The following is a 25713-nucleotide window of genomic DNA, read 5'->3' as shown; positions in this document are numbered from 1 at the left end:
AAGCGCGGTAACGCGTGGAGCTGACGAATACTAATCGGTCGAGGACTTATCCACAAATTCTTAGCAATCATGCGTATTCAGTTTTGAAGGAATAACGAAGAGAGGAGTCAATCCACTGGATTGGCTCTTTTTCCTATAAGAGAAGGGGAGCACATGGAACTAAAAGCAGAGAAGAAATATGAAGCTGACATGTACGAACCGATTCGGAATTATTTTGTCGCACAAGGATATGACGTTTTTGGCGAGGTCAAGCATTGCGATTTAACGGCCATCAAAGGCGAGGACCTGATCATTGTTGAGTTCAAGCGCAACCTAAGTGTGGAATTGCTCATACAGGCAACCAAACGACAGCGCTATACCGATTTTGTTTATATTGCAATTCCGAAGCCCAAATACAAATTGTTTTCGAAAAAATGGCAAGATATATGCTACTTGGTTAGACGTCTCGAGCTCGGTCTCATTCTTGTGTCCTTTCCAAAAAGAGGGCCCGCAGTCATGGAAGTGAATATTTCACCGGGACCATTTGATCGGGTAAAAAGCAAGCAATTCAACCAAAAAAAGCGAAACCGCATCATTGAAGAGATGCGGGGAAGATACGGCGATTACAATGTTGGCGGCAGCTATCAAACCAAGCTCATGACGGCCTACAAGCAGAGCTGCATTCAAATCGCGACGTTGCTTCAGCAGTATGGACCGTTATCGCCTAAATTACTTAAGAGTAAAGGGGCGGGGGAGAAAGCCTCGTCGATTCTTATCCAAAATCATTATGGGTGGTTTACCCGTGTGCAACGAGGGCTGTATGCGATCACTCCGACAGGAGAGAGAGAAATCGCAGAATACCCTGAGCTCATTGCTTACTATCGAGAACAGGCAGAGGAAATACACGGAACGCTTGCTCTAGACTCAGAAAAACAAAGGCAGCCTGCCGTGAAAGAATGACAGGCTGCCTTTTTCTATTGAAGGAATGAATTAGTGCGCGATCCATTCTGCTGTCATTTGTCCCACCAGTGCACGCCCAGCCACAATGTCTGGATGGAACTGAATCGTTGCGTTTTGGCGGACGATTTTCACCTGTTGAATGGCATCCGATAACGGCTGTTCATTCGTCAGCCTCCCTCGAGCTTTTGCGATAGAAAGTCCCGCGACCGTGCCTTGAGCCATTGCTACTTTGGCACTTTCAATTCCCGTGATATTGCCGGCAACATAGAGTCCAGGGACTGGCGTTCGCATGCTTTCATTGTGTAAGGGGACATGCCCGCCCAAGGAGGGAACATAGGCAAACGGGCACCCGGCAATCGCTGCCAATTCGGCGAGTGGACTTAATCCGCCTGCGATACAGACGAAATCAGCTGGAATGACTCTTTCGGTACCAGCTATGGGGGAACCATCGGCTGCAACGCGGGCGATACGGACACCCTCGACTTGAGAGGTTCCGACGATTTCCAGTGCTGCTGTTCGCAGTTGAATCGGGATGTCCCACATAGAAAACCCGTTTGAGGGGTAGAGAGACACTGCCAGCTTTTGCATCCATGAACTTCCCATCAGTTTGCTCCCCAGCCGAATCATCAGAGAAGGCGCAAGATGGGCGACCCGCAATAAGGATTGCATCACTTCTTGTGGTTGCCCCGCAGTGCCACTGACAGTCGTACAAGATGGGAGAATCATTCGATCCACGGTAATTCCAGCTAACTGCAATTCTCGGGATATCGCTACCGATAAGATATTGATCCCAATGACTATCCCACGTTGTCCTACTCGCACGCGCTGCACATTAGTCATGACTTGAGCAGCTCCGATGGACATCACGCCAGGTAACGTCCACCCTGGCACGGGTACGGCTGCTTCAGAAGCACCCGTTGCGATCAGGAGCAATGGGACTGTCATTTCCCCCTGTGTCGTAGAGACGACCCAGCCATTCTGGGATTGCGTCAAATGAAAGACAGAGACGCCGCAACAGATCTCTACACCGAGATGTTTCGCTTCCTCCGTGAGTCGGGCTGCCTCATCCAGCCCATTCCACCACACACCGTCCGGTTCTTCGTGAAGCTGTCCAAGCAAGCGGCCCCCAGGGCGATAAAACTCATCGACTACACGAACAGCCAATCCCTGCCTAGCACTTGCAATTGCTGCAGATAAGCCCGCAGGTCCAGCCCCGATGATGAGAAGGTCGATCATGCACCATGCCCTCCTTTTTTCAAGGGAGTAGGAAGGAGAGAACCAGCATTCACTTGCATACCTTCCTGCACAAGCGTCATACAAGCACGCACGGTAGGAACACCATCTACATGGACACGACATTCATAGCAGTGACCGATATTGCAGTAAATTCCTCGCGGAGTTCCTTTTTCCTCATGCACCCGAAGCGTACGGACCCCTGCAGCCAATAGGGCTCCCGCAATCGTCTCACCTTCGTAAGCCGTATAGACAGAGCCGTTATAATAAAAAGGTAGCTGTTTTCTGTCACCGTGTGAACCGAGGACCGGATGGTGATCAATCCGTTGACTCATGCCCGTTGCCCCCCAAGCGTTTGAAATGAGACAGGACGGATGGGCGGTTGGTATCCAAGAGGTACAGTATGTGAAGGCGCTTGGCCAGTTACTTGCTGAATGACCTGATCGATCAATGTACGGCAGGTTCTCCCACCGCAGCAGCCCATGCCGGCTCTGGTCCGTAGCTTCAGCTCGCGTGCGGTACATTGATAGGTTTGGGCGATCTCTACCAATTCAGCGAGAGTTACATCTTCACAACGGCAAATAATCAATGGATGCGATTCCATGATGAAGCCTCCTTTCATTCTTGCTTGATGAAAAATGCAAGTGTCATGCCATGGGAAAGCGAGAGAGATCGTCCTGGCTGGCACAATACTTGCTGAATATTCTCAAAGAACGAGCCCAATCACGACAAACAAAAGAGGGATGACAGAGATGGAAAAAGTAACAAGACTTCGTGAGCAATTCGATTCACTTGGGATTGACGGGATTTTGATCACCAATGGACAAAACCGCCGATACCTCACAAACTTTACAGGTACATACGGAGTTGTCCTCATTTCTAGGGAACAGGCCAAGCTTTTCACAGATTTCCGTTACACAGCCCAAGCGAAAGCACAAGCAACAGGCTTTGAGATCGTTTATTTGCCGACAAAAGAATCCGTTTACAGTGAAGTGGCGCGCCAGGCGGAAGCGATGGGGATCAACCATCTCGGCTTTGAGGAGGAGAATGTCTCATTTGCTTTGCATCGTAAATACAGCGAGGCCGGCCAAACAGCATTCATTCCGACGTCAGGTGTCATTGAGGGATTGCGGATGATTAAGACAAAGGAAGAACTGGCGATCATCCGAACGGCTGCGCAAATCGCCGATGCGGCATTTTCCCATATTACTTCCTACCTGCGTCCTGGTATCACAGAGCTTGCGGTGTCTAATGAATTGGAAATGTTCATGCGAAAGGAAGGGGCGTCGGGCTCTGCTTTTGACATCATTGTTGCTTCTGGTTATCGTTCCGCACTTCCTCATGGCGTAGCGAGCGAAAAAATGATTGAAGCCGGGGATATGGTCACGCTGGACTTTGGCGCATTGTATCAAGGGTATCGCTCTGATATTACCCGTACGGTTGCTGTTGGCACTCCTGATGAACAGCTCAAAGCCATCTACGAGATCGTTTTGGAAGCACGCAATCGGGCTGTTGCAGGCATTCGTCCTGGCATTACCGGGAAAGAGGCAGACGCTTTCGCACGGGACTACATCACGGAGCACGGCTATGGCGAGCGATTTGGACATGGGATGGGGCATGGAGTGGGCCTCGATATTCATGAGGAGCCATTTATGTCCACACGTTGCACCGCTGTTCTCCAAGAAAGCATGATTTTGACCGTGGAGCCGGGGATTTATATCCCAGAGCTTGGTGGAGTCCGTATCGAAGACGATCTGGTTGTCACAGAGAGTGGCAATGAGGTGCTGACACATTCACCGCGTGAATTGATCATTTTGTAAATTGAGAGATAAAAGCCTTGGCCGAGTAAGTGGGCTGAGGCTTTTTTTGTCTACCAGCGGTGTCTAAAATTTGAAACACAACAAGCAATACAGTGTACAAAAAAGTGTACAACAACCAACTCTAGAACGAAGCCACTGCCGCCTTTATTTTTGGCACATCTCTTGCATTCAGATAATTCTGAAAACAAACATATAACGACTGAACAATGGGGGTTGATCAAATGAAAAAAAGTATGTTCGCGGTAATGAGTAGCCTAGCAGTCATGGGATTAGCGTTAGCGGGATGTGGAGGAGGACAGCCAGCAGCAAAGCCAGCCGAGCAAGCATCACAGAGTGGACAGTCGAGCACGCAGCCAGCACCTGCCACCACGGCTAAAGAACCAGGAAAAGCCCAAGTCCTACGCTGGAATCTTCACTCCGAACCACCTACAGGTGATCCTGGACTTGCGGAAGACACGACTTCTGCTGCTATCGTCAAAGCAGTCTTTGATGGACTGACACGCATCGGGCCCTCGGGCAAGCCAGAGGAAGCAGTAGCCGAGAAGATTGAAGTATCGAGTGATATGAAAACATACACCTTCAAGCTGAGAGACTCCAAGTGGAGCAACGGGGAACCAGTAACAGCGCACGATTTCGAATACGCGTGGAAGCGAGCACTCGATCCGAAGACAGCGTCCAATTACGCTTACCAGCTCTATTACATCAAGAATGCGGAAAATGCGAACAAAGGGACTGGCAGCTTGGATGATGTCGGCGTAAAAGCATTGGATGACAAGACCCTCCAAGTAGAGTTGACGAATCCAACTCCGTTTTTTCTGGAGCTAACCGCCTTCCAAACTTATTTCCCGGTAAATAAAAAGGTAATCGAGGCAGATGAAAAGTGGGCCGGAGAAGCCAAAACACATGTAGGAAATGGTCCATTCAAAATGGAGTCTTGGGAACACAAAAGCAAAATGGTACTCGTGAAAAACGACAACTACTGGGACAAAGATAGTGTCAAACTGGACAAGATCGAGTTCTCGATGGTGGAGGATGAAAACACAGAGCTGTCCATGTTCGAAAATGGCGAGATTGACTGGGCAGGCAGTCCGTTAAGCTCGCTGCCAACAGATGCGATGCCAGCGCTTAAAGACAGCGGAAAGCTACAAGTGAAGCCGGTCGGTGCTACCTACTGGTACAAGTTCAATACAGAGAAACCTCCGTTCAATAACGTGAAGATACGTAAAGCTTTTGCCTACGCCATTAACCGTCAAATCTTGATCGACAACGTACTCCAAGCGAATCAGCAGCCAGCGATGGCAGCAGTTCCTCCGACAATGGGACTCAATACGGGCGGCTATTTCAAAGATAATGATCAAGAAACGGCCAACAAGCTGTTAGAAGAAGGAATGAAAGAGCTGGGCATCTCTAAACTGCCGCCGATCAAACTCAGCTACAACACGTCGGAAGGGCATAAAAAGATCGCAGAAGCGATTCAGGACCAATGGCGTCAAAACCTTGGTGCAGAAGTGAAGCTGGAAAATCAGGAATGGAAGGTGTACCTCGAGACCATGCACGAGGGCAACTATCAGGTCGGGCGTCTCGGCTGGTCGGGTGACTTCAACGATCCGATCAACTTCCTGGAGCTGTTCAAGGAAAAGGACGGGGGAAACAATGACACGCGCTGGGAGAATCCGAGATTCAAAGAGCTGCTGAATCAGTCCGCCACCGAGAGTGATCCGGAAAAGCGCAAGGCGATTCTGCGTGAAGCCGAGCAAATCATGATGGATGAAATGCCGATTATGCCGATCTACTTCTATACGCATACATGGGTGAAGAATGACAAGGTAAAAGGAATCTTCCAGGATGGTCTAGGCGCAATCGACTGGAAATGGGCATCAATCGAATAATATTCGAATGGGGGATGGGCTATGAAAAAGTGGGGAAGCGTGATAGTTGCAGCGATGTTGACTCTAACGCTTGCTGTAGCGGGATGTGCCAATCAAGGAGCTTCTACTGGAGGTGCAGACGCTAGCGAGATACTCGTTGGTGTGATTTTACCAATAACTGGTAATAATGCAACGGATGGAAAAGACATGCAAAACGCCATCGAAATGGCTGTCAAAAAAATAAACGACAGCGGCGGAGTTGTTGGAAAAAAATTGAAGATCGAAGTAGCTGATGATGGCTGCGATCCACAAATGGCGACGACAGCAGCCAATAAGCTGGTCTCTCAAAACGTAGTAGCTGTCGTCGGTGGCTACTGCTCAGGTGCGACATTGCCCTCATCGGGTGTATTCAAAAACGCCAACATTCCCATGATCGTTCCCGCAGCCAACTCAGCCAAATTACCCGCTCAAGGCTATGACACCCTCTTTTTGATCAATGGCCTAACCCCAGATCAAGCACAAACCGCAGCAGATTACATGGCAGCGAACCAGGCGAAAAAAGTCGTGCTCATCCATGACAATTCTGCCTACGCCAAAGACCTGGCCGATTTTGCCAAAGCGTCCGTTGAGAAATCCGGCGGAACCGTCATTGCGTACGAAGCGATCAACCCCGAAGAAAAAGATTTCAGTGCGCTGGTAACAAAAATAAAAGGTCTCCAGCCTGACGCGACGTATTTTACCGGCTATTATGCGGCTGGCGGACTTATGGTCAAGCAATTCAAGCAAAAAGGCGTTTCCGGTCTGTTCTTCGCAGGCGATGGATCATTCAGTGAGGACGTCATCAAGATTGCAGGCACAGACAATGCGGAAGGGCTTTTGATTACCGCGACCCCTACATCGGAATTCATCGAGGGGGCAGAAGCGTTCACTTCTGAGTACAAGCAGACGTACAACAACTTGGCACCGGGGCCTTTCTCAGCGTTGAGCTACAATGCGGTCAATCTGCTGGTAGATGCGATTGGGCGGGCGAACTCGACTGATCGTGACGCCATCAAAAAAGCGATCAAAGAAACAAAGGATTTCAAGGCGCTCGGACAAACGATCTCGTTCAACGCCCAAAATACGCTGGATACCTCCAACTTCGCCGTTTTGAAAGTGACGGGTGGCAAGTTCACATTAGCGAAGTAGGGCATACGTCAATCATTGCCTCAAGTAAGGATGGTGGAGGAATGGATATTCTCGTCCAAACACTGGCGGACGGATTGGTCATCGGTGCTTTTTACAGTTTGATCGCATTGGGTTACACGATGGTTTTTGGCATTATCAAGCTGCTTAACTTCGCGCATGGCGATTTGTACATGCTCGGTGCATTTGTCGGTTATACCTTGCTCAGCGTGCTCGGCGGAGACTCTTCTGGGGCAGGCTTGATGGGAATATTGATTGTCTTATTGCTGACGATGGTGATTGTCGGCGTCATCGGGATGGGGATTGAGAGGGTGGCTTATCGGCCCCTCCTGTTGGCTCCACGACTCTCGATCCTGATTACGGCAATTGGTGTCTCTCTTTTTTTGGAAAACGGCTCGATGATTGTTTGGGGGGCGCAGTATCAAGTGTATCCCTTGCAGCTTTCTCACGACGGCATTGGCCTGCTAGGGGCCAAAATCACATATGTCCAAATCGGGCTTGTCGTCGTCTCGGCACTTTTAATGCTGAGCTTGCATCTATTCATCAATCGCTCGCTGTACGGCAAGGCTATGCGGGCGATTGCGCTCGACCAGACGGCTTGTCAATTAATGGGCATCCATGTGCATAAAGTCATTGGCTTGACCTTTTTCATCGGTGCTTCATTGGCAGCAGGTGCAGGCACGATGGCAGGTGCTTATTACGGAACCGTCAATTTCATGATGGGCTTTATCATTGGACTCAAGGCATTTACGGCGGCGGTTTTGGGTGGAATTGGCAGCATTCCGGGAGCGATGCTGGGCGGGCTGCTGCTCGGGATGATGGAGACAGCCGGAACATTTATTTTCGGCGGTTCATGGAAGGACGTCGTGGCGTTTTCCCTGTTGATCTTGATTCTCGTATTAAAGCCAACGGGCATCATGGGTGAGAAAGTGACAGAGAGGATGTAGCGGATGAATCCATCTCGAAAAAAAATCGCTGTTGTCCTGTTGCTCGCCGTCGCGTGTGTACTGCCGTTTCTGTCCAATAACTACTGGCTGGATGTTGCGACACTTGCCTTGTTCTACGTTGTCTTGGCCCAGGGGCTGAATGTGGTAGTCGGCTTTGCCGGATTACTCGACTTGGGCTACGCTGCATTTTTTGCCGTAGGCGCTTATACGACAGGCATTCTAATGACGGTCTATCAATGGTCGTTTTGGCTGACCTTGCCTGTGGCCATGGTATTTGCGGCTATTGTGGGTGTGATTATCGGGGCGCCGACACTTCGGCTACGCAGTGACTACCTGGCAATCGTCACCCTCGGCTTTGGGGAAATCATTCGTATTTTAGCGATTAATCTTACTATTACCGGATCAGCTTCAGGCATTTACGGAATCCCGCGTCCTTCTATTGGGGGCTATGTTCTTGGCGGCCAGATCGACTTTTACTATTTGATCTTGATCATTGCTGTTTTGGCGGTCGTGGCTGTAAAACGGTTGGGCACATCACGCATCGGGAGGGCGTGGATGTATATCCGCGAGGACGAGGATGCTGCCGAAGCGATGGGCATTAACCGGATTAATATGAAGCTGATGGCGTATTCGATCGGAGCTGTCATCGGGAGTTTGGCTGGTTCTGTTTTTGCTGTCAAAATGAGTGCGATTGCGCCGCTCAGCTTTAGCTTTACCCAGTCCATCATGATACTTCTGGCAGTGGTTTTGGGAGGGTTGGGCAGCATTCCTGGCGTCGTTTTGGGCGCCGTGCTGGTCATTGCTTTGCCGGAGCTGCTGCGCTCAGTGGAAGATTGGCGGTATTTGATCTTCGGCGCCGCGCTGGTCGCGATGATGCTGTTTCGCCCCCAAGGACTGTGGCCTGCCCGCTATGAGTTGAAACGAGGCGCTAGACATGGCGAGACCGAGGAGGCTACGGAAGGGGGCAGCGGTAATGACGTCAAGCTTGACAGTGAAAAATGTAACGCTTAAATTCGGCGGTCTGACTGCGGTAAACGATTTGTCTTTTGCTATCAGCCGAGGCTCGATCAGCAGTATCATTGGCCCGAATGGAGCGGGGAAAACATCCGTTTTTAACATGATCACCGGATTCTACCGTCCAACAGCGGGGCAGATCATCCTTGAAGGCAACCAGCTCGTGGGAAAAAAGCCAAGCCAAATCACACAACTCGGCATGGCGCGAACGTTTCAAAACCTGCGGCTGTTTCCGAATTTGACGGTCTTGGATAATGTCAAATCAGGCATGCACAGCCGCACGAGCCAAACCGTCTGGGGAGCACTATGGCAGACTAGGGCACAGCGACGAGAGGAACAGTTGATTGAGGATACGGCAAGGGACTGCCTTCGCTTCGTGGGGATGGAAGACAGTTGTTGGCGCATTGCCAAAAACTTGCCGTATGGCGCTCAGCGTTATTTGGAAATCGCGCGGGCCTTAGCTACCAAGCCGCGAGTGTTGCTCCTCGATGAGCCTGCTGCGGGGCTGAATTATGAGGAGAAGGAAGACCTGATTGCTTTGATCAAGCGAATCCGCACCCATTACGAGTTGACAGTGCTGATCATCGAGCACGATATGGGTTTGATCAAAAAAATATCGGAAAAAGTAATCGTCCTCGACTACGGACAGAAGATCGCAGAGGGAACTCCCGAGGATGTACTCAGCAATCCGCGTGTCGTAGAGGCCTACCTTGGAAAGGAGGAGGAGGCGATATGACACCACTTTTGACGATCAGCGGCATTCATTCGTTTTACGGAAAAATTGAAGCGCTCAAAGGTATCGACCTGCATGTGCATGAAGGAGAGATTGTCGCATTGCTAGGCAGCAATGGTGCAGGCAAGAGCACGACACTCAAAACGATTTCTGGAATCGTTCGACCAAGCAGTGGAGATGTCTTGCTTCATGGAAAGAGTCTCGTAGGCTGGGCTCCTCACCAGATTGTCGAGGCTGGCATCATCCATGTACCAGAAGGCAGGCGGATTTTTGCTGGCTTGACTGTGCGTGAAAATTTAGAGCTAGGTGGTTTTACACAGAGAAAAGAGAAGGCGGCCATTGCAGAGGGGATTGAGCAGGCATTCGCGCTGTTCCCTCGATTGAAGGAGCGGAGTGAACAAATGGGAGGAACGCTGAGCGGAGGCGAGCAGCAAATGCTCGCAATCTGCCGCGGTCTCATGGCACGTCCAAAGCTCTTGATGCTAGATGAGCCGTCGATGGGGCTTGCCCCGATTATTGTGGTTGAGATCATGAATATAATTAGAGAAATAAACAGGCAAGGCACGACGATTCTTTTGATCGAACAAAATGCCAAGGCAGCGTTGAAGCTTGCTCATCGCGGCTATGTAATGGAGACAGGGCACATCGTCATGGAAAATGAGGCAGACGTGCTTCGGGCCGACGATTCAATCGTCAAGGCGTATTTGGGCGCGTAGGCCGCATGCACTGCTTACGTGCCCGACGACAAAGGAGGAATCAACCATGGAATTGATCCGTATTTTGTCTGAGGTATTGCCTCCCAAAGAGGGGCGAAGTTTTCCTGATTTTTGCTCGAGGTGGCGTACGATATTTAAAAAGAAGCTGTAGTGGAGGGAAGAAGCGGCTTTTGTAAAACATGATTGTAAGTCGATCCAAGCAGGTAACGCGCAATCATTGAGTCGTAAAACGAACCACTAATGCTTCACTGTCGTAATTCGATAACTCAAGATGATCAGCTAGCACAAGAAATCTACCTTGACCAACCCCAAAAACGGTTTGAAAAGCTCGATGAACACCTAACAGCTCGAAAGCCCTGTCACATGTTTGTAAGGAGACCGCCCGAACGTAGAGAGGATACAGGCGACTGGAAAACATGTGGCAGGGCTCCCCCATGCACTACCGTTGAAGGACAACGTTTTTTTACTTCCCCAATTTGTTATAGAGCGTGGCACGCGATATGCCAAGTCTTTTGGCAGCGGCCTGCTTGTTGCCGTTTTCCAGCTCGATGGCTCGCAATATGACGCGTCGCTCATGCGCTTCGATTTCTTCTTGCAGGGAAAAGAGATCGGGAGGGAGCTCAATCGGTACCTGTTTCGCCTGACCTTGCAAGGAATACGGCAAATCCTCTTCTTTGATAATACCGTCCGTCGCAAATACCACCAATCGTTCAATGGCATTTCGCAGCTCGCGAATGTTGCCTGGCCAGTCGTATTGGAGCAGGTTTTGCATTACATTTTGTGAGATAGCATGAATGGGACGGTTGTAACGTAAAGAGAATTCATAGAGAAAAAAGTGGGCGAGTTCAATCGTATCTTCAATGCGTTCTCGAAGCGGAGGAATTTTCAGCGTCACGACATTGAGCCGATAGAACAGATCTTGGCGAAACTTCCCTTCCTTCACTAACTCCTCCAAATTTTTATTCGTGGCGGCAATTACGCGGAAGTCCGCCTCAATCTGCTTGGTCCCTCCGACCGAATAATACTTTTTCTCTTGAAGCACGCGAAGCAGCTTCACTTGCATATCGAGCGGCATTTCTCCTACCTCGTCGAGAAACAGTGTTCCTCCACGTGCCAGCTCAATCATTCCTTTTTTCCCTTTTTGATCCGCACCAGAGAAGGCACCTTTTTCGTACCCGAACAGCTCGCTTTCAAACAAAGTAGGCGAAATCGCACCGCAGTTGATGGCGATAAAGGGCGCATTGGAGCCTTCCCGCACATCATGTACGGCTTTGGCGAAAAGCTCCTTACCGACGCCGCTTTCCCCTGTGATCAAGACGGTTGCTTGTGTAGCGCTGAGCTTTTGGATCATGGACTTGATATGGCGAATGGGGAGACTCGTTCCCTTGATCTGTGCAAATGGATCAGGGGTCGGACTGAGCTTTGCCATTTCCTGCTGCAAATGATTCACTTTTTTATTGGCGTTCAACAGCTCCTGGTTCAGTCGGACCTGGCTCGTGATATCGGTTTCCGCCGCGACAGCACCGATGATTTTTTCATGCAAATAGATCGGATTGGTATTGATGAGCACAACGAGATCCTCTCGCGGCTGATGCTGATGACGGTAGAGAGACTGTCCACTTTGGAGCGATTTGAGTGTTTCGAGCATTTCGAGCGGGAAAAATTCGGTGATCGGGCGACCAATCGTTTCTTTTGCTTTCAAGGAAAAGATTCGTTCAGCACCTTCTGTCCAAACCATCACACGTGCTTTTTCATCGATGACGGATATGGATGCATCCATGGTCTTAATCATCGTCTCGAAATACGCTTCCAAGATCTCATACGAGGAAAAAATGGCTTGTATGACGGCACCGCGATGAAGGTAGCCGACAGGGACTCCGGGCTGTTTTTCAATCAGGAGATAGTTGTGAGTAGCTAGCAGGTGAATGGCGTCGGCCAATGTTGAATCCAGTGTCATCACAGTAGCTGGTTCCCATGGGGCTTGTGTGCAATCGATCGTCAAGTTGATGGTTAAATGGAAGGAATCGGCGACATACCAGCTGGTTTGATGCTGGGCAAATACAGGAATGGTTTCGTCCAACGGAGGAGGGAGAAGCTCTTGATCATTGAAAATCCGCATGTTTGTCTGTATCAACTCGGTTAAGGCAGGAAGTTTGTGATTCAACTCGATCATCCCTTTTAAAAGAGGTAGTTCAAGTGTATAAAATTTTGAACATTTTCTCATTTATTATACATTCGCTCTTTCGGTTGTCAAAGAATTTAGACGAAATATTTTGGAAATCACGCTTGGAACGATTGGCATGGCTTTTGCAAAAAGAGTAAGAGAGTAGCAGAATACGCATTTGAGGAGAATCAGCATGACAGTACAAACTCATGCGCAGATTGCGGTAATCGGCGGTGGCATCATCGGTGCGGCGATTGCGTATTACGCTGCAAAGGCTGGATTGGATGTCGTTGTCCTGGAAAAAGGCGAGCTGGCATCAGGGACGTCCTCGCGCTGTGACGGGAATATTTTGGCGATCGACAAGGACCCCGGCTTTGACAGTCAGATGTCCCTGAAAAGCCAGATGCTCGTTGATCAGCTTAGCCGGGAGCTGGACCATACGTTTGAATATCGGGCACCGGGGAGCATTCTCGTCTGCGAATCAGAGGCCGAGATGGAAGCCGCCCATGAATGGGTGCGACGGCAAAAGGAAGTCGGACTGCCGTTTCGGATGCTGGACCGAGCGGATATTCGGCAGGAGTCGCCTTACTTTGCGGACGACTTGCTGGGAGGCTTGGAGTGCGCCACCGATTCTACCGTCAATCCGTACATGCTGACCTTTGCCTTGTTTGAAGGAGCGAAAAAGCATGGAGCGAGGATCATGCGCCGTACAGAGGTCAAGTCGCTTAGACGTGATCAGGCGACGGGAACGTTTCACATCGGGCTTGGTACCGGCAGCATGACAGCTAAGCAGGTCGTCAACGCCGCGGGGGTGTGGGCGCCAGTCATTGGCAAAATGGTCGGGGTGGATATTCCGATCGTTCCGCGCAAAGGTCACTTGATCGTCGCCTCGCGGCAGATGCCGGTCGGCGTGCGTAAGGTGATGGAGTTTGGCTATCTCATCTCGAAGTTTGGTGGAGTGCGACAAGTAGACGAAGAGACAGAGAAGTATGGAGTCGCGCTCGTATTTGAACCGACAGAGAGCCAGAACTTCTTGATTGGCTCCAGTCGTCAGTTCGTAGGCTTCGATACGCGGATTGATCTGAATGTCGTCAGGTGCATGGCGAGAAGAGCGCTGCGCTTTTATCCGAAGATCGCCGACTTTGCCATCATCCGCACGTATTGCGGTTTGCGCCCATGGACAGAGGATCACTTGCCGATTATTTCTCGCGTAGAAGAAGTTCCCGGTTACTTTATCGCGGCTGGTCATGAAGGAGATGGAATCAGTCTGGCTGCCGTCACAGGCAAGCTGGTGTCCGAGATGCTAGTCGATCAGACAGACACCATCATTCCGACAGAGCCGCTACGCTTGGAGCGGTTTACGAAAAAAGGAGTGTTGCATCCATGAAAGCAACGAGGGTGTTTACCACCATTGACACGCATACAGGGGGAAACCCTACCCGCACGGTAATCAGTGGTCTGCCAAAGCTTACCGGAGCCACGATGGGAGAAAAAATGCTCCAGATGAAGGCCGAGTACGACTGGATTCGCTCGTTTTTGATGTATGAGCCGCGGGGGCATGATGTGATGTCCGGGGCCTTGATCGTTGATCCATGCCATCCTGATGCAGATGTAGGGGTGATCTATATCGAGACAGGCGGATACTTGCCGATGTGTGGCCACGATACGATCGGTCTATGTACCGCGCTGGTGGAGACAGGCATGATCCCCGTGACTGAGCCGGTGACAAAGCTAACGCTCGATACGCCAGCAGGATTGGTCGAGGTAGCCGTACAGGTAGAGGGAGGGAAAGCCAAGGAAGTATCATTTGTGAACATTCCAGCCTTCCTCTATCAGCAAGATGTGACTGTAGAAGTAGAAGGGATTGGAGCGGTGACCTGCGATATTGCGTACGGTGGAAACTTTTATGCCATCACAGATGCACGCAAGCTCAATCTCGAACTGACGCCAGCCCATGCATCCACCATTGTCGATACGGCCGTCACGATTCGAAAAGCGATTAATCAGGCCATGGAGATCGTTCATCCGGAGAAGCCGTTTATTCGCGGACTGACCCATGTGGAGTTCTATACGGCCCCTGACAATCCGGGAGCGGATGTGAAAAATACCGTCGTCGTACCACCGGGCGGAATAGACCGATCGCCATGTGGAACAGGCACTTCCGCCAAGCTGGCAGTCTTGTTTGCCAAAGGGGAGATCGGGATAGACGAACCGTTTGTGCATGAGAGCATCGTCGGTTCTCTGTTTACAGGAAGAGTGCTGCAGGTGACGGAGGAAGGGGGGCTACCTGCTGTCATCACCCGAATTGCAGGCTCGGCCTGGCTGATGGGCAAGCATACGATTTTTTACAATCCGGAAGACGAGCTGGCGAATGGCTTTTTGCTCATACCAGCCGCAACGGATCATTAAAACAAAACCCAAATGTGAGAGGAGAATGAAAATGGCAAGATTTGAAGGAGTGTACGTGGCGATTGTCACGCCGTTTACTAACGATTATGAGGTGGATTACAAACGTTTGGCAGAATTGTGTGACTGGTTGATTCAGGAGGGCGTAGACGGACTGGTTCCGTCCGGTTCGCTGGGAGAATACGCGACAATGACAGGGGAAGAGCGGGCAAAAGTCATTCAAACCGTGATCGCTGCCGCAAAAGGTCGAGTTCCGGTGGTCGTAGGTTCTGCTGCTCCGTCTACCCGTCAAGCAGTGGAATGGGTGCAATTCTCCAAGGATGCGGGAGCAGCAGGGGTGATGGCCTTGCCTCCGATTAACTACAAGCCATTGGAAAATGAAGTGTTTGCCCACTACGAGGCACTGAACACTGTCGGGCTGCCGATTATTGCCTATAACAATCCTCACGACTACAAAATCGACCTGACACCGGACATTTTGGCAAGACTGGCGAAGTTCGAAAATATCGTCGCTGTGAAAGAATTCTCCGGTGACGTACGCCGCATGCAGGATATTCTCGCGCAGACGGATTTGGAAGTTATGGTCGGTGTAGACGATCTCGTCATGGAGGGCGGCTTGATCGGGGCGACAGGTTGGATTTCGGGTGTGCCAAATGCGCTGCCAAAAGAAGGAGTGGAGCTGTTCCGTCTGGCACGGGCAGGCAAGCTCAGCGAAGCACAAGCGCTTTATCGCCGTTTGTTGCCATTGTTCCACTATGATGCAAGTCCACAATTGGTACAGTCGATCAAATACATGATGGAGCTGGCGAATTTCCCAGTAGGACCGACTCGTCCGCCGCGTCTGCCGCTGTCTGAAGAATACTACGCAGGCATAAAAAAGGCGTTTGACTACGCTGTCGGCGCTGCAAGTGGACGATAAGGGGGACGGCCAGAATGCACAGCAAAAACTGGATTGGCGGCGAATGGATGACGCCGTCAGGGAAGGAACTAACGGTCAAAAACCCGTCGCGTATCACAGAAGAAGTTGGCGTTCTTCACCTGTCTGATCGGTCACATGTTTTTGCCGCTGAACAGGCAGCTCGTGCGGCACAGATCGGCTGGGCAAAACAAACGGGTGGAGCTCGAGGCGAAATCCTTTTTCAAATGGCTGCCGCATTAGAGGCAAATGCAGACAGCTTGGCACAGCTGGCAAGCCGAGAAATGGGCAAGCAGCTTGGCGAGATGCGCGGTGAAGTGGCGCGTGGGGTCAGTCTGTTGCGCTATTATGCCGGAGAAGGGATGCGTTCCAACGGCAACCTGATTCCTTCTTCAGATACGAACGTCCTGCAATACAGCCGTCGTGTACCGCTCGGAGTTGTGGCGGCCATCACACCATGGAACTTCCCCGTTGCGATTCCCATCTGGAAGATCGCCCCTGCCCTCATTTGCGGGAACACGGTCATCTGGAAACCAGCGGAAAATGGCTCGCTCACAGCGACACGACTAGCTGAAATATTTGCGGAAACGAAGCTACCTGCGGGTGTTCTGAATCTGGTGATTGGCAAGGGCCGAGAGATCGGCAATACACTCACGAATGAAGCTGAAATCGATGCGGTCAGCTTTACAGGCTCATCGGAAACAGGCAGACAGATTGCCATCGCGTGCGCAGGTCGCAATATTAAATATCAAACCGAAATGGGCGGAAAAAATGTGGCAGTCGTTTTGGCTGATGCTGATCTGGATAAAACGGTTCCGATTTTGCTCAGCGGCGCGTTTCGATCGGCTGGTCAAAAATGTACGGCTACCAGCAGGATCATTGTAGAAAAAGCGATCTACCAGCCACTGGTCGAGCGATTGCAATCGGCTATGGAGACGTGCCGAGTAGGAGATGCCAGTGATCTGGAGGCGTATTTGGGTCCTGTTGCCTCGGCTGCACAGTATGAGACGGTTGGGCAATACATCGCATTGGCTAACGCTGAAGCAACAGTCATTGCCCAAAGCCCATCATATGCAAAAGAGGAGCAAGGCTATTATATCCGTCCCCAAATTGTCGAGGGTGTCGCTGCCAATCATCGCCTCGTTCAGGAGGAAGTGTTCGGACCATTGGCTGTGCTTTTGACAGCAGACGGATTTGACGAGGCTGTGGAGCTGTGCAACCAGTCTGTGTACGGACTGAGTGCTTCACTGTTCACCCGAGACTTGACGAGTGCCCATCGCTTTTTGGATGTGGCGCAGGCGGGGATGGTTCGGGTCAATCAGGAGACGGCAGGTGTGGAATACCAGGCTCCATTTGGTGGCATGAAGCTGTCCAGTTCACATACACGGGAGCAGGGTCAGGCGGCGCTTGATTTCTACAGTACGACGAAAACATGCGCGATCAAATACGCGTGGTGATCGATCAAGCTTTTCGCCAATCGCATAAAAAGGTGAGGATGTCATGCACATCAATCAGTTGTTTACGACGATCGAGGCCCATACCGGAGGGGAGCCGCTCCGCATCATAACAGGCGGGATCCCACCGCTCGTGGGCGAGACGATTTTGGAGAAGCGACGATACTTTCGGGAGGAGCTGGACCATATCCGGCGGGTACTCATGTATGAACCGCGCGGGCATCATGGTATGTACGGCTGTGTCATGACAGAGCCCGTCAGCCCAGATGCGGCATTTGGCGTGCTGTTCATGCATAACGAGGGCTACAGTACCATGTGTGGGCATGGAATCATTGCGGTTGTGACGGCTGCCATTGAGACCGGAATACTTCGGCTGGGAGATCCAACAGAGCGGATTGTGATTGACAGTCCGGCAGGAAGAATCATTGCACACGCCACTGTAGAAGAATCGCTGGTCCATTCCGTCTCGTTTGAAAATGTCCCCTCCTTTGTTTTGGCACAAGACGTTCCCATTGAGTGGGGAGGACGTACTTTTTCAGTAGACATTTCTTTTGGCGGAGCATTCTATGCAGTTGTACAGGCAGAAGATATCGGGGTTCAGGTAGAAATTGAGCGATTGGCCGAGCTGCAAGAGTGGGGCCAGCGAGTCAAGGAACAAATCGAGGCGAAAATGGAGGTTGCTCATCCGTTGGAGCCTGAGCTTAAAGGAATTTACGGGGTGATTATCTCGGATAAGCCGAGAGTGGAAGGATCAGACCTGCGCAACGTGACGATTTTCGCCGACAAGCAGATCGATCGCTCACCATGCGGTACAGGGACTGCGGCTCGCGTAGCCACCTTGCATGCGCGAGGCAAGCTGGCTGCTGGAGAATCGTTTGTCCATGAAGGAATTGTTGGGAGCCAGTTTATCGGCAAAGTGGTAGCAACCACACAGGTGGGGAGTTATCCGGCTGTCATTCCGAGCATAGAAGGCAAGGCGTTCATCACAGGTCTGCATCAATTTGTCGTTGACCCTACGGACCCGCTGAAAGACGGATTTTTACTGCGATAGGATCGTTTGCTAGAAAAAAGAGGTTGCCGATCACAGGCAGCCTCTTTTTCATCCCCCAAAAAAGCCTGGTCACAATACTGCCACGCATTGGGGCATCAGCATTTTTCCCCTTCTTCTGGTATAATGGACAAGATTGAATTTAGGAGTAAAGGGGTTGAATTTTTTGCCGTACAAAGCGTTAATTGAAGCGCATGTGGGTAGCTGGGAAGTCGCATTCGTGCTCTTGATCGTTGCCTACATCCTGTATCGCGTGGGTAAAGCAAAAGCAGGCAAGATCGTACATATGCTGCTCAGACTCATGATGGTCATCATTCTTGTATCGGGAGCTTGGATGCTTTTCGTGGGTCACGCAACAGATTTCTATTACTACGTGAAGGGCATCATCGCGGTTATCGCCTTTGGTTTGATGGAAATGTCCTTGGGCAAAGCAAAGCGACAAGAAGGCAGCATCGGCTTTTTCATCGGCTGTATTGTCGTTTTGGTGCTGGTTATTCTGCTTGGCTATCGCGTATTTATGTAAGATAGGCAATACAGGAAGGAAGAGGGTTTCCTCGCAAGAAATATTTGCGGGCGAAAGCCCTTTTTTTGTTGGGACGGGCACGGACAAGCCAATTAGCAAAGGGAGGGCCGGGGCCATATTACTCTATGCACATATGTTAGAGGGGAGAGGTGAGGAAAAATGGCCTATCCTTCTGACAGTCAATTCATCCCGTTTACACTCGGCGGAAGTCCATTCGGAGACGTCCCAAACGATGAAAGTCCCGGCTCTGCCGACATGGTAGGAAACTCTACGTTTCCCGTTGCCTTTTTGGCGTATGATGGAACGAATCTCTACTTTCGGATGAGAGTCAATGAAGACCCAAGAAATTCGCAAAAAACAGGGTTTCAAAATTTTGCCTGGGGATATTTGATCAATACAACGGGAGTGGCTGGCACATACCAATGGATGTTGGGCGTGCAAGGCTTGCGCAACCGTATTGCCTTGATTCAAAACACCGTTGTTGAATTTAACTCCTGGAACGATCCGGCAGAGGGCACAAACGGCAGTGGAGCGCCCAACTGGCAAGCGCCGATTATCAATTTTGACACCGCTCGTGTGCGGCTGACGAATGACGGTTCAAATTTTAGCGGCAATCCTGATTACTTCATTGATCTCGTCATGTCGGCTGCTACGTTTTTTTCAACGATCGGTGTTACCTCTCTTACCTCCCTTCGTTTCCTTCCGTTTACGTCTACCAATGACAACAATTACAACAAGGACTCTCTGCGGACCAGTGAAGGCTTTAGCTTTGTCAATTCCTTGAGCAATACGACTACGATAGCGACGGGAGACGTACGGGCCAGTCTCGCAATCGACAAGCAGCTAACAGCAGGACCGGCAGTCGTTACCACAGGACAACTATCGCAATGGACGGGATCGATCACTGTCACCAATACCGGGAAGAGCCAGGCAACGACAGTCGTTGTCAACGATTTGATCGAGCTGGATCAGGTAACGGCTTTTACGGTAAACACAACAAATATCGGCTCTGTCGTCTACAATCCCCTCACCAAGGTGCTCAGCTGGACGATTGGCAATTTAGCTGCTGGTTCTACTGCCAGCTTGTCATTTACGGTCAATGGGGTTTTCGCGGTCTCTCCAGGCGGAACGCGGCGGTTAAACACAGCGACAGTCACGGGCGTAGACAGCTTTTCTGGCGGAATGCTTTCTCCTGTTCAGGATAATATTGTCATCACGGTTAACTTGGCTGGAAGTGTTGCTGGCGTAGTGCTTGACCAGTCCACGAACTTGCCTGTGGCAGGTGCGCATCTCGAGCTGTATGATTCGATTCCCGTACTAATCGGTACGACGACAACGGACACAGATGGTGCCTATTCGTTTACTGGATTGGCTCCTGGTCTGTATTCTGTGTCGGTGACCGCGCCAACTTATGACCCCAAAATCCAGTTCGTGAGCGTTTTGGCAGGGCAGACCACAAGAGCAGACATTTTGCTTCCTCCGAGTCCGGGTCAAGTGAATGGGACGATAACAGATACCGGATTGGCACCCATAGCAGGGGCAGTGGTAAAGCTCATTAATACGACAGGCGTGACCGTAAACCAGACAGTGACAGGGGGAGGGGGGACCTATCAGTTTACCAATGTCGTGCCGGGTGCCTACACGCTTGCAGTCAGTGCGGATACATTCCAGCCAGCCACAGTCGCGATCAATGTCATTCGAGCACAGACGACTACACAAAATGTAGTGCTCCAAACATCAGTTGCTCAGCTATCTGGTCTGGTGACAGGGCCGGGTGGCATACCGATTGCTGGGGCATTGGTGGAAGTGCTGAACCAGACAGGTATTACGCTGACGGAAACGACAACAAATGGAGCTGGCACGTATCTGCTGACCAAGCTCGCAGAGGGTGTTTATCAAATCCGCGTCAGTGCCGCAGGCTTTTCCACACAATTAGCTGGAATCAGCCTGCAAGCGGGCGATGCCAAAGTACTTGATTTTTCTTTGACGACTGCATTTGGAACGGTAAGTGGAACCATTTCCGATGCGCAAACGGGTGAGGGAATCCCGAATGCGAGCATCAAGGTGGTAACTCGTTCAGGAATTGCTGTAGGAGAGACATTAACCGACGCGAATGGAGACTACTCTTTATCCTTGCTAGGGCCGGAAACCTATATCCTTACGGCTGCTGCAGAGGGGTATGCGGGCCAAACAGTGGGGATAGAAATCATTGCTGGAGCAACTACACCGGTTGACCTCCAATTGGAAAAACTGGCAGGAGTATTGAATGGGACTGTCTCGGACACAGGGAGCAATCCGCTTGGTAATGCCGCTGTCATTGTTATGAAGGGAATTGTTCCTGTCGCGCAGACCATTACCGACAGCGCTGGCACCTTTTCCTTCCCGCACTTGGCCCCAGGCACGTATACCGTAACCGCTTCGGCTTCTGGTTATTCCACTGTTGTGTTGGGGGCAACTGTGCAGCCTCAGGAAATAGCGTCCCTTGCTTTTGTCCTGCAAGCTTCTCCGGGATCAATCGCAGGACAGGTGGTCGACAGCGGCAATCAGCCGATTCAGGGTGCCACTGTCATCATTAGGGAAAATACGGCAGCAGGTGCTGTTGTCGCTACTGTATTGACTGATGGGAACGGACAGTATGTGGTACCTAATTTGCTACCGCAGGCGTATGTTGTCATCGTATCTGCTCCGAATAAAACGACAGTGATCACAGGAGCAATGGTCACCTCATTGACGACAACAACGGTGAATGTACAGCTGGCAGACTTGCCTGGAAGCATATCAGGTTCGATTTTTGATGCTATCTCGGGACTGCCGATAACAGGTGCTTCGATAGAGGTTAGCGTGTTGAACCAAGCAGGGGCAATCGTCGGCCATGCAAATAGCGATCTGTCGGGAAATTACGGGATCACAGGGCTTACACCCGGAGTTTATACCATTACCGCCCGTGCAACCAATTATGAAACGAACAGTGCTTCCGCTACTGTACTTGCCAACACAAATACGCCTGTCAGCTTGGCGGTGTTTGCGAGTCCTGGCGAGATCCAAGGACAGGTGCTTGCTGCAGGGACGTTACAGCCGATTGCTGGTGCACAAGTAAATGCACTCGATTTCAATGGCTCCGTCGTGCATTCAGTATACAGCGATAGTCAAGGTAGCTTTGTTATCACCGGCTTGGCGAAAGGTCAATACGTTATCAGTGCTTCAGCGGATGGCTTTCAGTCCAATCATGTCGGAGCCATTGTATTCGCGAATACAACTACTCCTGTCCAGCTTCAGCTCAATCAGGATTTCGGTTTTATTAGTGGTACAGTAGCACCTGTCGTACCGGGAACTACCATTCAATTGTTTGATATCAATAACTTGTTGATCGGTACTGTCATCGCAGATGGGAACGGGGCATTTTCATTTTCAGGGGTCGCACCAGGCTCTTATATCCTTATAGCTACCGCTCCTGGCTACGCTGTTCAATCTGTTGGGGCGATCGTACAGCCTGGGCAGACGGCCAACGTTTCATTTACGCTTATCCCGAATCCGGGCAGTATTTCTGGAACGGTGCAAGACACGGGTATGCAGCCAATTGTCAATGCCGTGGTCCGTATTCTAGATTTGAATGAGACGACAATAGGCTTTGGCTATACGGATTCAAACGGTGCCTATACAATTGGCAACCTGCCTGTAGGATCATTTGTCGTGGTGGCAAGTGCCCCGGAATATGTTACAGGCTCGGTTGGTGTTACACTTGGACCCGGCGAAAATAAGACCGGAGTAGACTTTACTCTTGAGGCGAATGCAGGCGGGATTAGTGGACAGGTGACGGACGCGACGAATCCCGCGGTATTCATTGCAGGCGCCGTTGTACTGATTCGTTCCATAAGTAACGGAAATGTAGTGGCTACAGCAAGTACCGACCAGACGGGCAGCTATTTGATTCAACATCTGTTGCCGGGTGCCTATACCGTCACGGTAAGTGCGCCTAGCTATGCGGATCAATCAGTAGGGGCCAATGTAGTCAGTGGAGAAACAACGGGGGCAAGTGTGGCGCTCTTGCCAATGCCTGGGTCCATCGTGGGCAGTGTCATAAACAGCTTGGGTGTTCCTGTTACAGGAAGCGAAATCAACATCAAGCTGATGGATAGCAATCAAGCCGTCATACAGAGCTTGCTCGCGAATGAATCGGGTGTATTTTTCATTGGGAGTGTCTCTCCCGGCGTTTACACCGTTATCGCGTCAGCGCCTGGCTATGCCGTAGGAAGTATTGGTGTGATCGTGACGGCCAATACGGCAACTTCAACGACTGTCATTTTACCTGACTTGCCTGCGGCTATTTCGGGTGTGGTGACGAATCAGATGACGGGATTCGGGATTCCAGGAAGCACCGTGCTCATTACGGATAACCATGGTGTTGTGCTTACTCAATTATTGACAGACGATCAAGGCAATTTTTTGGCTGAGAAGCTTCCGTCGGGTGTCGTAAATGTAACCGTTTCTGCGCCGAATTTTGTATCTGTCTCGCAGGCCGTTATTTTGCAAGGAGGTATTACCACCAACTTTCAGCAGGCATTAGTTCCCAATCCCGGCAGTTTATCCGGCGTTGTGACTGATCTGGAGACGGGCTTGCCGATCGTTGGCGCGACGGTAATCGTCTTCGACAGCACCCGTGCCGCTGTGGGTTCCGTACTGACAGATGCAACTGGTAACTTTTCGCTTGATAGGCTGGCCCCTGGAGGGTACACCGTCAATGTCAATGCAACTGGATATGCAAGCGATGTAGCTGGCGCACAGATACAAGCAGGGGCGGCGTCCGTATTAAGCTTTGCATTAAACGAGTTGCCTGGTGGGATAGCTGGTACAGTGCGAGAGGAAGGTACGGCCTTGCCGATTGCCGGTGCGGTCATTACTGTTCGACAGGGAAGTCCGTCTGGAACGATACTGGCTATTGTCCTGACGAATGCGCAGGGTCAGTATATGGTGAGTGGACTGACTCCTGGGACCTATACACTTATCGGAAGTGCTACGGGATTCGCTGCTGAGGCTTCAACAGCTATGGTCGGATTGGGCGCGACTACCGGTCTTGACTTTTCTTTGCCGAATCTGCCTGCAAGTGTCACAGGCGAAATTAGTGACGCCCTTCTCAGCAATCCTTTGCCGAATACGCTCGTTCGCTTGCTAGGCAACAATAACACGATCCTCTTTTCAACCCAGACAGACGCTCAGGGGATATACTTCATGGATGGATTTGTGGCTGGAAATTACACCATTTTGGCAAGGAACGAAAGCTATCAGCGGGAAAGTGTCTCCTTTGATGTAGCACCTGGTGGAACAGCTACAGTCAATATCCCACTGGACCCGAATCCTGGTGTTTTGCAGGGCACTGTCAGGGATGCGCTTGATGGTACGCCACTGGTAGGGGCGGAAGTGTTGATCTTTTTCCCAGGCACAAACAACTTGTTGTCTCGGACGATTACGGACGGTCTCGGTCAGTTTAAAATCGACGGCTTGGCTCCCTTAACCTATACACTTGCAATTAGCGCTCAAGACTACACCACCCAGCCTGTGGGTGCGACGATCTTTTCCGGACAGACCACTACGATTGAAGTGGGGCTCCCTCCTTTTCCGGCTACTGTAACAGGTCAGGTACAGGCTGCTGGTGGAGGAGTTGTTCCCAATGCATTGATACAAGTAAAGGATTCACACGGGACATTGTTCGGCAGTGCGATTACAGATGACCTGGGCAACTTCGCTGTTGGCAATCTGCCGCCAGGAACGTATTTCATAAGCGCAAGTGAAGACAACTACGCAGCGGCAACGCAAAGCATCACCGTGACTGCTGGACAGACACTTAGTGGAGTCATTCTGACGATGTCTCCTCTACCAGGCAACATCTTCGGGAAGGTGACCAATCAGTTGACGGGGCTCCCGATTACAGGGGCGGCTGTTGCGATTCAGCTGTTTTCTAACGGCTTGTTTGTTGCCAACACCGTTACGAACCAGAGTGGGCAATTCCAGGTGAATGGCTTGACGGCTGGAGAGTACAATGTCATCGCAAGCGCAGATGGCTTCGGTACACATTACCGTACAGTTACGGTCGCAAGCGGGCAGACGACCGTGGCGACAGTTGAGCTATTGCCATTCGTCGGAACAATATCCGGGATTGTCCTCTTGCCAGACGGAAGTCAAGCCAGCGGAAACAATATTCAATTGTCCCTATTCAATTCAAACCAGATTCGCCTGCAAAATATCCTGGCTGAGCCGGATGGAACATTCCATTTTGTCAATGTGGCTCCGGGTACGTATACCGTTATCGGGACCATCCCGGGAATTGGTACCGGTCAGGCAGAAGCAGTCGTTTTGCCGAACCAAACAACCTTTATCATCATCCGCCTTTCTCAAGCGGGTACGATACAAGGAACGGTTCGATCCGGTTTGACAGGTTTGCCAGTTGCTGGAGCGACCGTGTATGTGCAAACGGTGAATCAACCAAACAGAACGACTGTGGTCGTCCAAACAGACAGCTTCGGCAGGTACAAGGTGACTGGTCTTGCTCCCGGCACCTACTTGGTTGTAGCCAATGCGATGGGGAGTGGAGAAGCGAGAGGGACAGTGACGCTGGGTGCAGGGGAAATCGTGACGCTCGATCTGGCTCTGCTTCCAGCAGCAATGAGCGGATCTTTTCGGGTCGCAACATGTCCGACCATTTTGTTTACCCCATTCTGACAGTTTGGAGAAACGCTCCACTAAAAATAATAA

The 25713-nt window shown here is 50.9% G+C and carries 20 protein-coding genes; 15 read left to right on the top strand and 5 right to left on the bottom strand.

Annotated features, from left to right (window positions below):
• Positions 1-153 precede the first annotated feature (153 nt).
• Positions 154-939 (top strand): DUF2161 domain-containing phosphodiesterase, encoded by a 786-nt coding sequence (locus ACFVS2_RS31850; RefSeq protein WP_390240546.1) that lies wholly within the window; start codon positions 154-156, stop codon positions 937-939.
• A gap of 30 nt (positions 940-969) precedes the next feature.
• Here the strand turns inward: ACFVS2_RS31850 and ACFVS2_RS31845 are convergent, their stop codons facing one another.
• The 3 genes from ACFVS2_RS31845 to ACFVS2_RS31835 are packed head-to-tail and all read right to left on the bottom strand — an operon-like array spanning position 970 to position 2776.
• Positions 970-2175 (bottom strand): NAD(P)/FAD-dependent oxidoreductase, encoded by a 1206-nt coding sequence (locus tag ACFVS2_RS31845; protein WP_390240545.1) that lies wholly within the window; start codon positions 2173-2175, stop codon positions 970-972.
• Positions 2172-2507: a (2Fe-2S)-binding protein gene (locus ACFVS2_RS31840; RefSeq protein ID WP_390240543.1), complete on the bottom strand. Its 336-nt coding sequence runs from the start codon at positions 2505-2507 to the stop codon at positions 2172-2174. Before ACFVS2_RS31840 ends, ACFVS2_RS31845 begins: the two co-directional genes overlap by 4 nt.
• Positions 2504-2776 (bottom strand): (2Fe-2S)-binding protein, encoded by a 273-nt coding sequence (locus tag ACFVS2_RS31835; RefSeq protein ID WP_390240541.1) that lies wholly within the window; start codon positions 2774-2776, stop codon positions 2504-2506. Before ACFVS2_RS31835 ends, ACFVS2_RS31840 begins: the two co-directional genes overlap by 4 nt.
• A gap of 148 nt (positions 2777-2924) precedes the next feature.
• On the opposite strand from ACFVS2_RS31835, the gene ACFVS2_RS31830 reads away from it, so the two are divergent.
• The 7 genes from ACFVS2_RS31830 (at position 2925) to ACFVS2_RS31800 (ending at position 10455) form a co-directional block, all read left to right on the top strand.
• Entirely contained in the window at positions 2925-3992 is a 1068-nt protein-coding gene (locus ACFVS2_RS31830; protein WP_390240539.1) for a M24 family metallopeptidase, read from the top strand.
• A 221-nt stretch (positions 3993-4213) separates the two neighbouring features.
• The gene (locus tag ACFVS2_RS31825; protein ID WP_390240537.1) at positions 4214-5881 is read left to right on the top strand and encodes a peptide ABC transporter substrate-binding protein; all 1668 of its coding nucleotides are present in this window, start codon (positions 4214-4216) and stop codon (positions 5879-5881) included.
• A gap of 21 nt (positions 5882-5902) precedes the next feature.
• Positions 5903-7048: a branched-chain amino acid ABC transporter substrate-binding protein gene (locus tag ACFVS2_RS31820; RefSeq protein ID WP_390240535.1), complete on the top strand. Its 1146-nt coding sequence runs from the start codon at positions 5903-5905 to the stop codon at positions 7046-7048.
• A gap of 41 nt (positions 7049-7089) precedes the next feature.
• Positions 7090-7992: a branched-chain amino acid ABC transporter permease gene (locus ACFVS2_RS31815; RefSeq protein ID WP_390240533.1), complete on the top strand. Its 903-nt coding sequence runs from the start codon at positions 7090-7092 to the stop codon at positions 7990-7992.
• A 3-nt stretch (positions 7993-7995) separates the two neighbouring features.
• Entirely contained in the window at positions 7996-9003 is a 1008-nt protein-coding gene (locus ACFVS2_RS31810; protein ID WP_390240531.1) for a branched-chain amino acid ABC transporter permease, read from the top strand.
• Entirely contained in the window at positions 8966-9742 is a 777-nt protein-coding gene (locus ACFVS2_RS31805; protein ID WP_390240529.1) for an ABC transporter ATP-binding protein, read from the top strand. The genes ACFVS2_RS31810 and ACFVS2_RS31805 overlap by 38 nt, the downstream gene beginning before the upstream one ends.
• A complete protein-coding gene (locus tag ACFVS2_RS31800) occupies positions 9739-10455 on the top strand; it encodes an ABC transporter ATP-binding protein (RefSeq protein ID WP_390240527.1) in 717 nt (238 codons plus the stop codon). Before ACFVS2_RS31805 ends, ACFVS2_RS31800 begins: the two co-directional genes overlap by 4 nt.
• Before the next feature lie 214 nt (positions 10456-10669).
• Here the strand turns inward: ACFVS2_RS31800 and ACFVS2_RS31795 are convergent, their stop codons facing one another.
• Positions 10670-10873: a hypothetical protein gene (locus ACFVS2_RS31795; RefSeq protein WP_390240525.1), complete on the bottom strand. Its 204-nt coding sequence runs from the start codon at positions 10871-10873 to the stop codon at positions 10670-10672.
• A gap of 45 nt (positions 10874-10918) precedes the next feature.
• Positions 10919-12679: a sigma-54 interaction domain-containing protein gene (locus ACFVS2_RS31790; RefSeq protein WP_390240523.1), complete on the bottom strand. Its 1761-nt coding sequence runs from the start codon at positions 12677-12679 to the stop codon at positions 10919-10921.
• A 133-nt stretch (positions 12680-12812) separates the two neighbouring features.
• On the opposite strand from ACFVS2_RS31790, the gene ACFVS2_RS31785 reads away from it, so the two are divergent.
• The 7 genes from ACFVS2_RS31785 (at position 12813) to ACFVS2_RS31755 (ending at position 25680) form a co-directional block, all read left to right on the top strand.
• Positions 12813-14006: an NAD(P)/FAD-dependent oxidoreductase gene (locus ACFVS2_RS31785; protein WP_390240521.1), complete on the top strand. Its 1194-nt coding sequence runs from the start codon at positions 12813-12815 to the stop codon at positions 14004-14006.
• A complete protein-coding gene (locus ACFVS2_RS31780; protein WP_173618827.1) occupies positions 14003-15028 on the top strand; it encodes a 4-hydroxyproline epimerase in 1026 nt (341 codons plus the stop codon). Before ACFVS2_RS31785 ends, ACFVS2_RS31780 begins: the two co-directional genes overlap by 4 nt.
• A 31-nt stretch (positions 15029-15059) precedes the next feature.
• Positions 15060-15944: a dihydrodipicolinate synthase family protein gene (locus ACFVS2_RS31775; protein ID WP_173618826.1), complete on the top strand. Its 885-nt coding sequence runs from the start codon at positions 15060-15062 to the stop codon at positions 15942-15944.
• Between the two features lie 14 nt (positions 15945-15958).
• Positions 15959-17398 carry an aldehyde dehydrogenase family protein gene (locus tag ACFVS2_RS31770; protein ID WP_390240519.1) on the top strand — a complete coding sequence of 480 codons (1440 nt, stop codon included), beginning with the start codon at positions 15959-15961 and terminating at the stop codon, positions 17396-17398.
• 43 nt (positions 17399-17441) lie between these two features.
• The gene (locus tag ACFVS2_RS31765; protein WP_390240517.1) at positions 17442-18446 is read left to right on the top strand and encodes a proline racemase family protein; all 1005 of its coding nucleotides are present in this window, start codon (positions 17442-17444) and stop codon (positions 18444-18446) included.
• 154 nt (positions 18447-18600) lie between these two features.
• A complete protein-coding gene (locus tag ACFVS2_RS31760; protein WP_007715853.1) occupies positions 18601-18966 on the top strand; it encodes a YisL family protein in 366 nt (121 codons plus the stop codon).
• Positions 18967-19125: 159 nt separating this feature from the next.
• Positions 19126-25680, top strand: a complete 6555-nt coding sequence (locus ACFVS2_RS31755) for a carboxypeptidase regulatory-like domain-containing protein (RefSeq protein ID WP_390240515.1) — start codon at positions 19126-19128, stop codon at positions 25678-25680.
• The last annotated feature ends 33 nt before the right edge of the window (positions 25681-25713 follow it).

Source organism: Brevibacillus sp. NPDC058079, from assembly GCF_042885155.1.
Classification (GTDB): domain Bacteria; phylum Bacillota; class Bacilli; order Brevibacillales; family Brevibacillaceae; genus Brevibacillus.
This window is presented reverse-complemented; position numbering and strand designations above follow the sequence as displayed.

What these genes read in the sequence shown, in the direction of transcription:
- ACFVS2_RS31845 (WP_390240545.1), bottom strand. Translation starts at nt 2,175, where the DNA reads ATGATCGACCTTCTCATCATCGGGGCTGGACCTGCGGGCTTATCTGCA.
- ACFVS2_RS31795 (WP_390240525.1), bottom strand. Translation starts at nt 10,873, where the DNA reads ATGTTTTCCAGTCGCCTGTATCCTCTCTACGTTCGGGCGGTCTCCTTA.
- ACFVS2_RS31755 (WP_390240515.1), top strand. Translation starts at nt 19,126, where the DNA reads ATGGCCTATCCTTCTGACAGTCAATTCATCCCGTTTACACTCGGCGGA.
- ACFVS2_RS31790 (WP_390240523.1), bottom strand. Translation starts at nt 12,679, where the DNA reads ATGAGAAAATGTTCAAAATTTTATACACTTGAACTACCTCTTTTAAAA.
- ACFVS2_RS31785 (WP_390240521.1), top strand. Translation starts at nt 12,813, where the DNA reads ATGACAGTACAAACTCATGCGCAGATTGCGGTAATCGGCGGTGGCATC.
- ACFVS2_RS31810 (WP_390240531.1), top strand. Translation starts at nt 7,996, where the DNA reads ATGAATCCATCTCGAAAAAAAATCGCTGTTGTCCTGTTGCTCGCCGTC.
- ACFVS2_RS31775 (WP_173618826.1), top strand. Translation starts at nt 15,060, where the DNA reads ATGGCAAGATTTGAAGGAGTGTACGTGGCGATTGTCACGCCGTTTACT.
- ACFVS2_RS31825 (WP_390240537.1), top strand. Translation starts at nt 4,214, where the DNA reads ATGAAAAAAAGTATGTTCGCGGTAATGAGTAGCCTAGCAGTCATGGGA.
- ACFVS2_RS31830 (WP_390240539.1), top strand. Translation starts at nt 2,925, where the DNA reads ATGGAAAAAGTAACAAGACTTCGTGAGCAATTCGATTCACTTGGGATT.
- ACFVS2_RS31820 (WP_390240535.1), top strand. Translation starts at nt 5,903, where the DNA reads ATGAAAAAGTGGGGAAGCGTGATAGTTGCAGCGATGTTGACTCTAACG.
- ACFVS2_RS31835 (WP_390240541.1), bottom strand. Translation starts at nt 2,776, where the DNA reads ATGGAATCGCATCCATTGATTATTTGCCGTTGTGAAGATGTAACTCTC.
- ACFVS2_RS31770 (WP_390240519.1), top strand. Translation starts at nt 15,959, where the DNA reads ATGCACAGCAAAAACTGGATTGGCGGCGAATGGATGACGCCGTCAGGG.
- ACFVS2_RS31840 (WP_390240543.1), bottom strand. Translation starts at nt 2,507, where the DNA reads ATGAGTCAACGGATTGATCACCATCCGGTCCTCGGTTCACACGGTGAC.
- ACFVS2_RS31850 (WP_390240546.1), top strand. Translation starts at nt 154, where the DNA reads ATGGAACTAAAAGCAGAGAAGAAATATGAAGCTGACATGTACGAACCG.
- ACFVS2_RS31800 (WP_390240527.1), top strand. Translation starts at nt 9,739, where the DNA reads ATGACACCACTTTTGACGATCAGCGGCATTCATTCGTTTTACGGAAAA.
- ACFVS2_RS31815 (WP_390240533.1), top strand. Translation starts at nt 7,090, where the DNA reads ATGGATATTCTCGTCCAAACACTGGCGGACGGATTGGTCATCGGTGCT.
- ACFVS2_RS31765 (WP_390240517.1), top strand. Translation starts at nt 17,442, where the DNA reads ATGCACATCAATCAGTTGTTTACGACGATCGAGGCCCATACCGGAGGG.
- ACFVS2_RS31780 (WP_173618827.1), top strand. Translation starts at nt 14,003, where the DNA reads ATGAAAGCAACGAGGGTGTTTACCACCATTGACACGCATACAGGGGGA.
- ACFVS2_RS31805 (WP_390240529.1), top strand. Translation starts at nt 8,966, where the DNA reads ATGACGTCAAGCTTGACAGTGAAAAATGTAACGCTTAAATTCGGCGGT.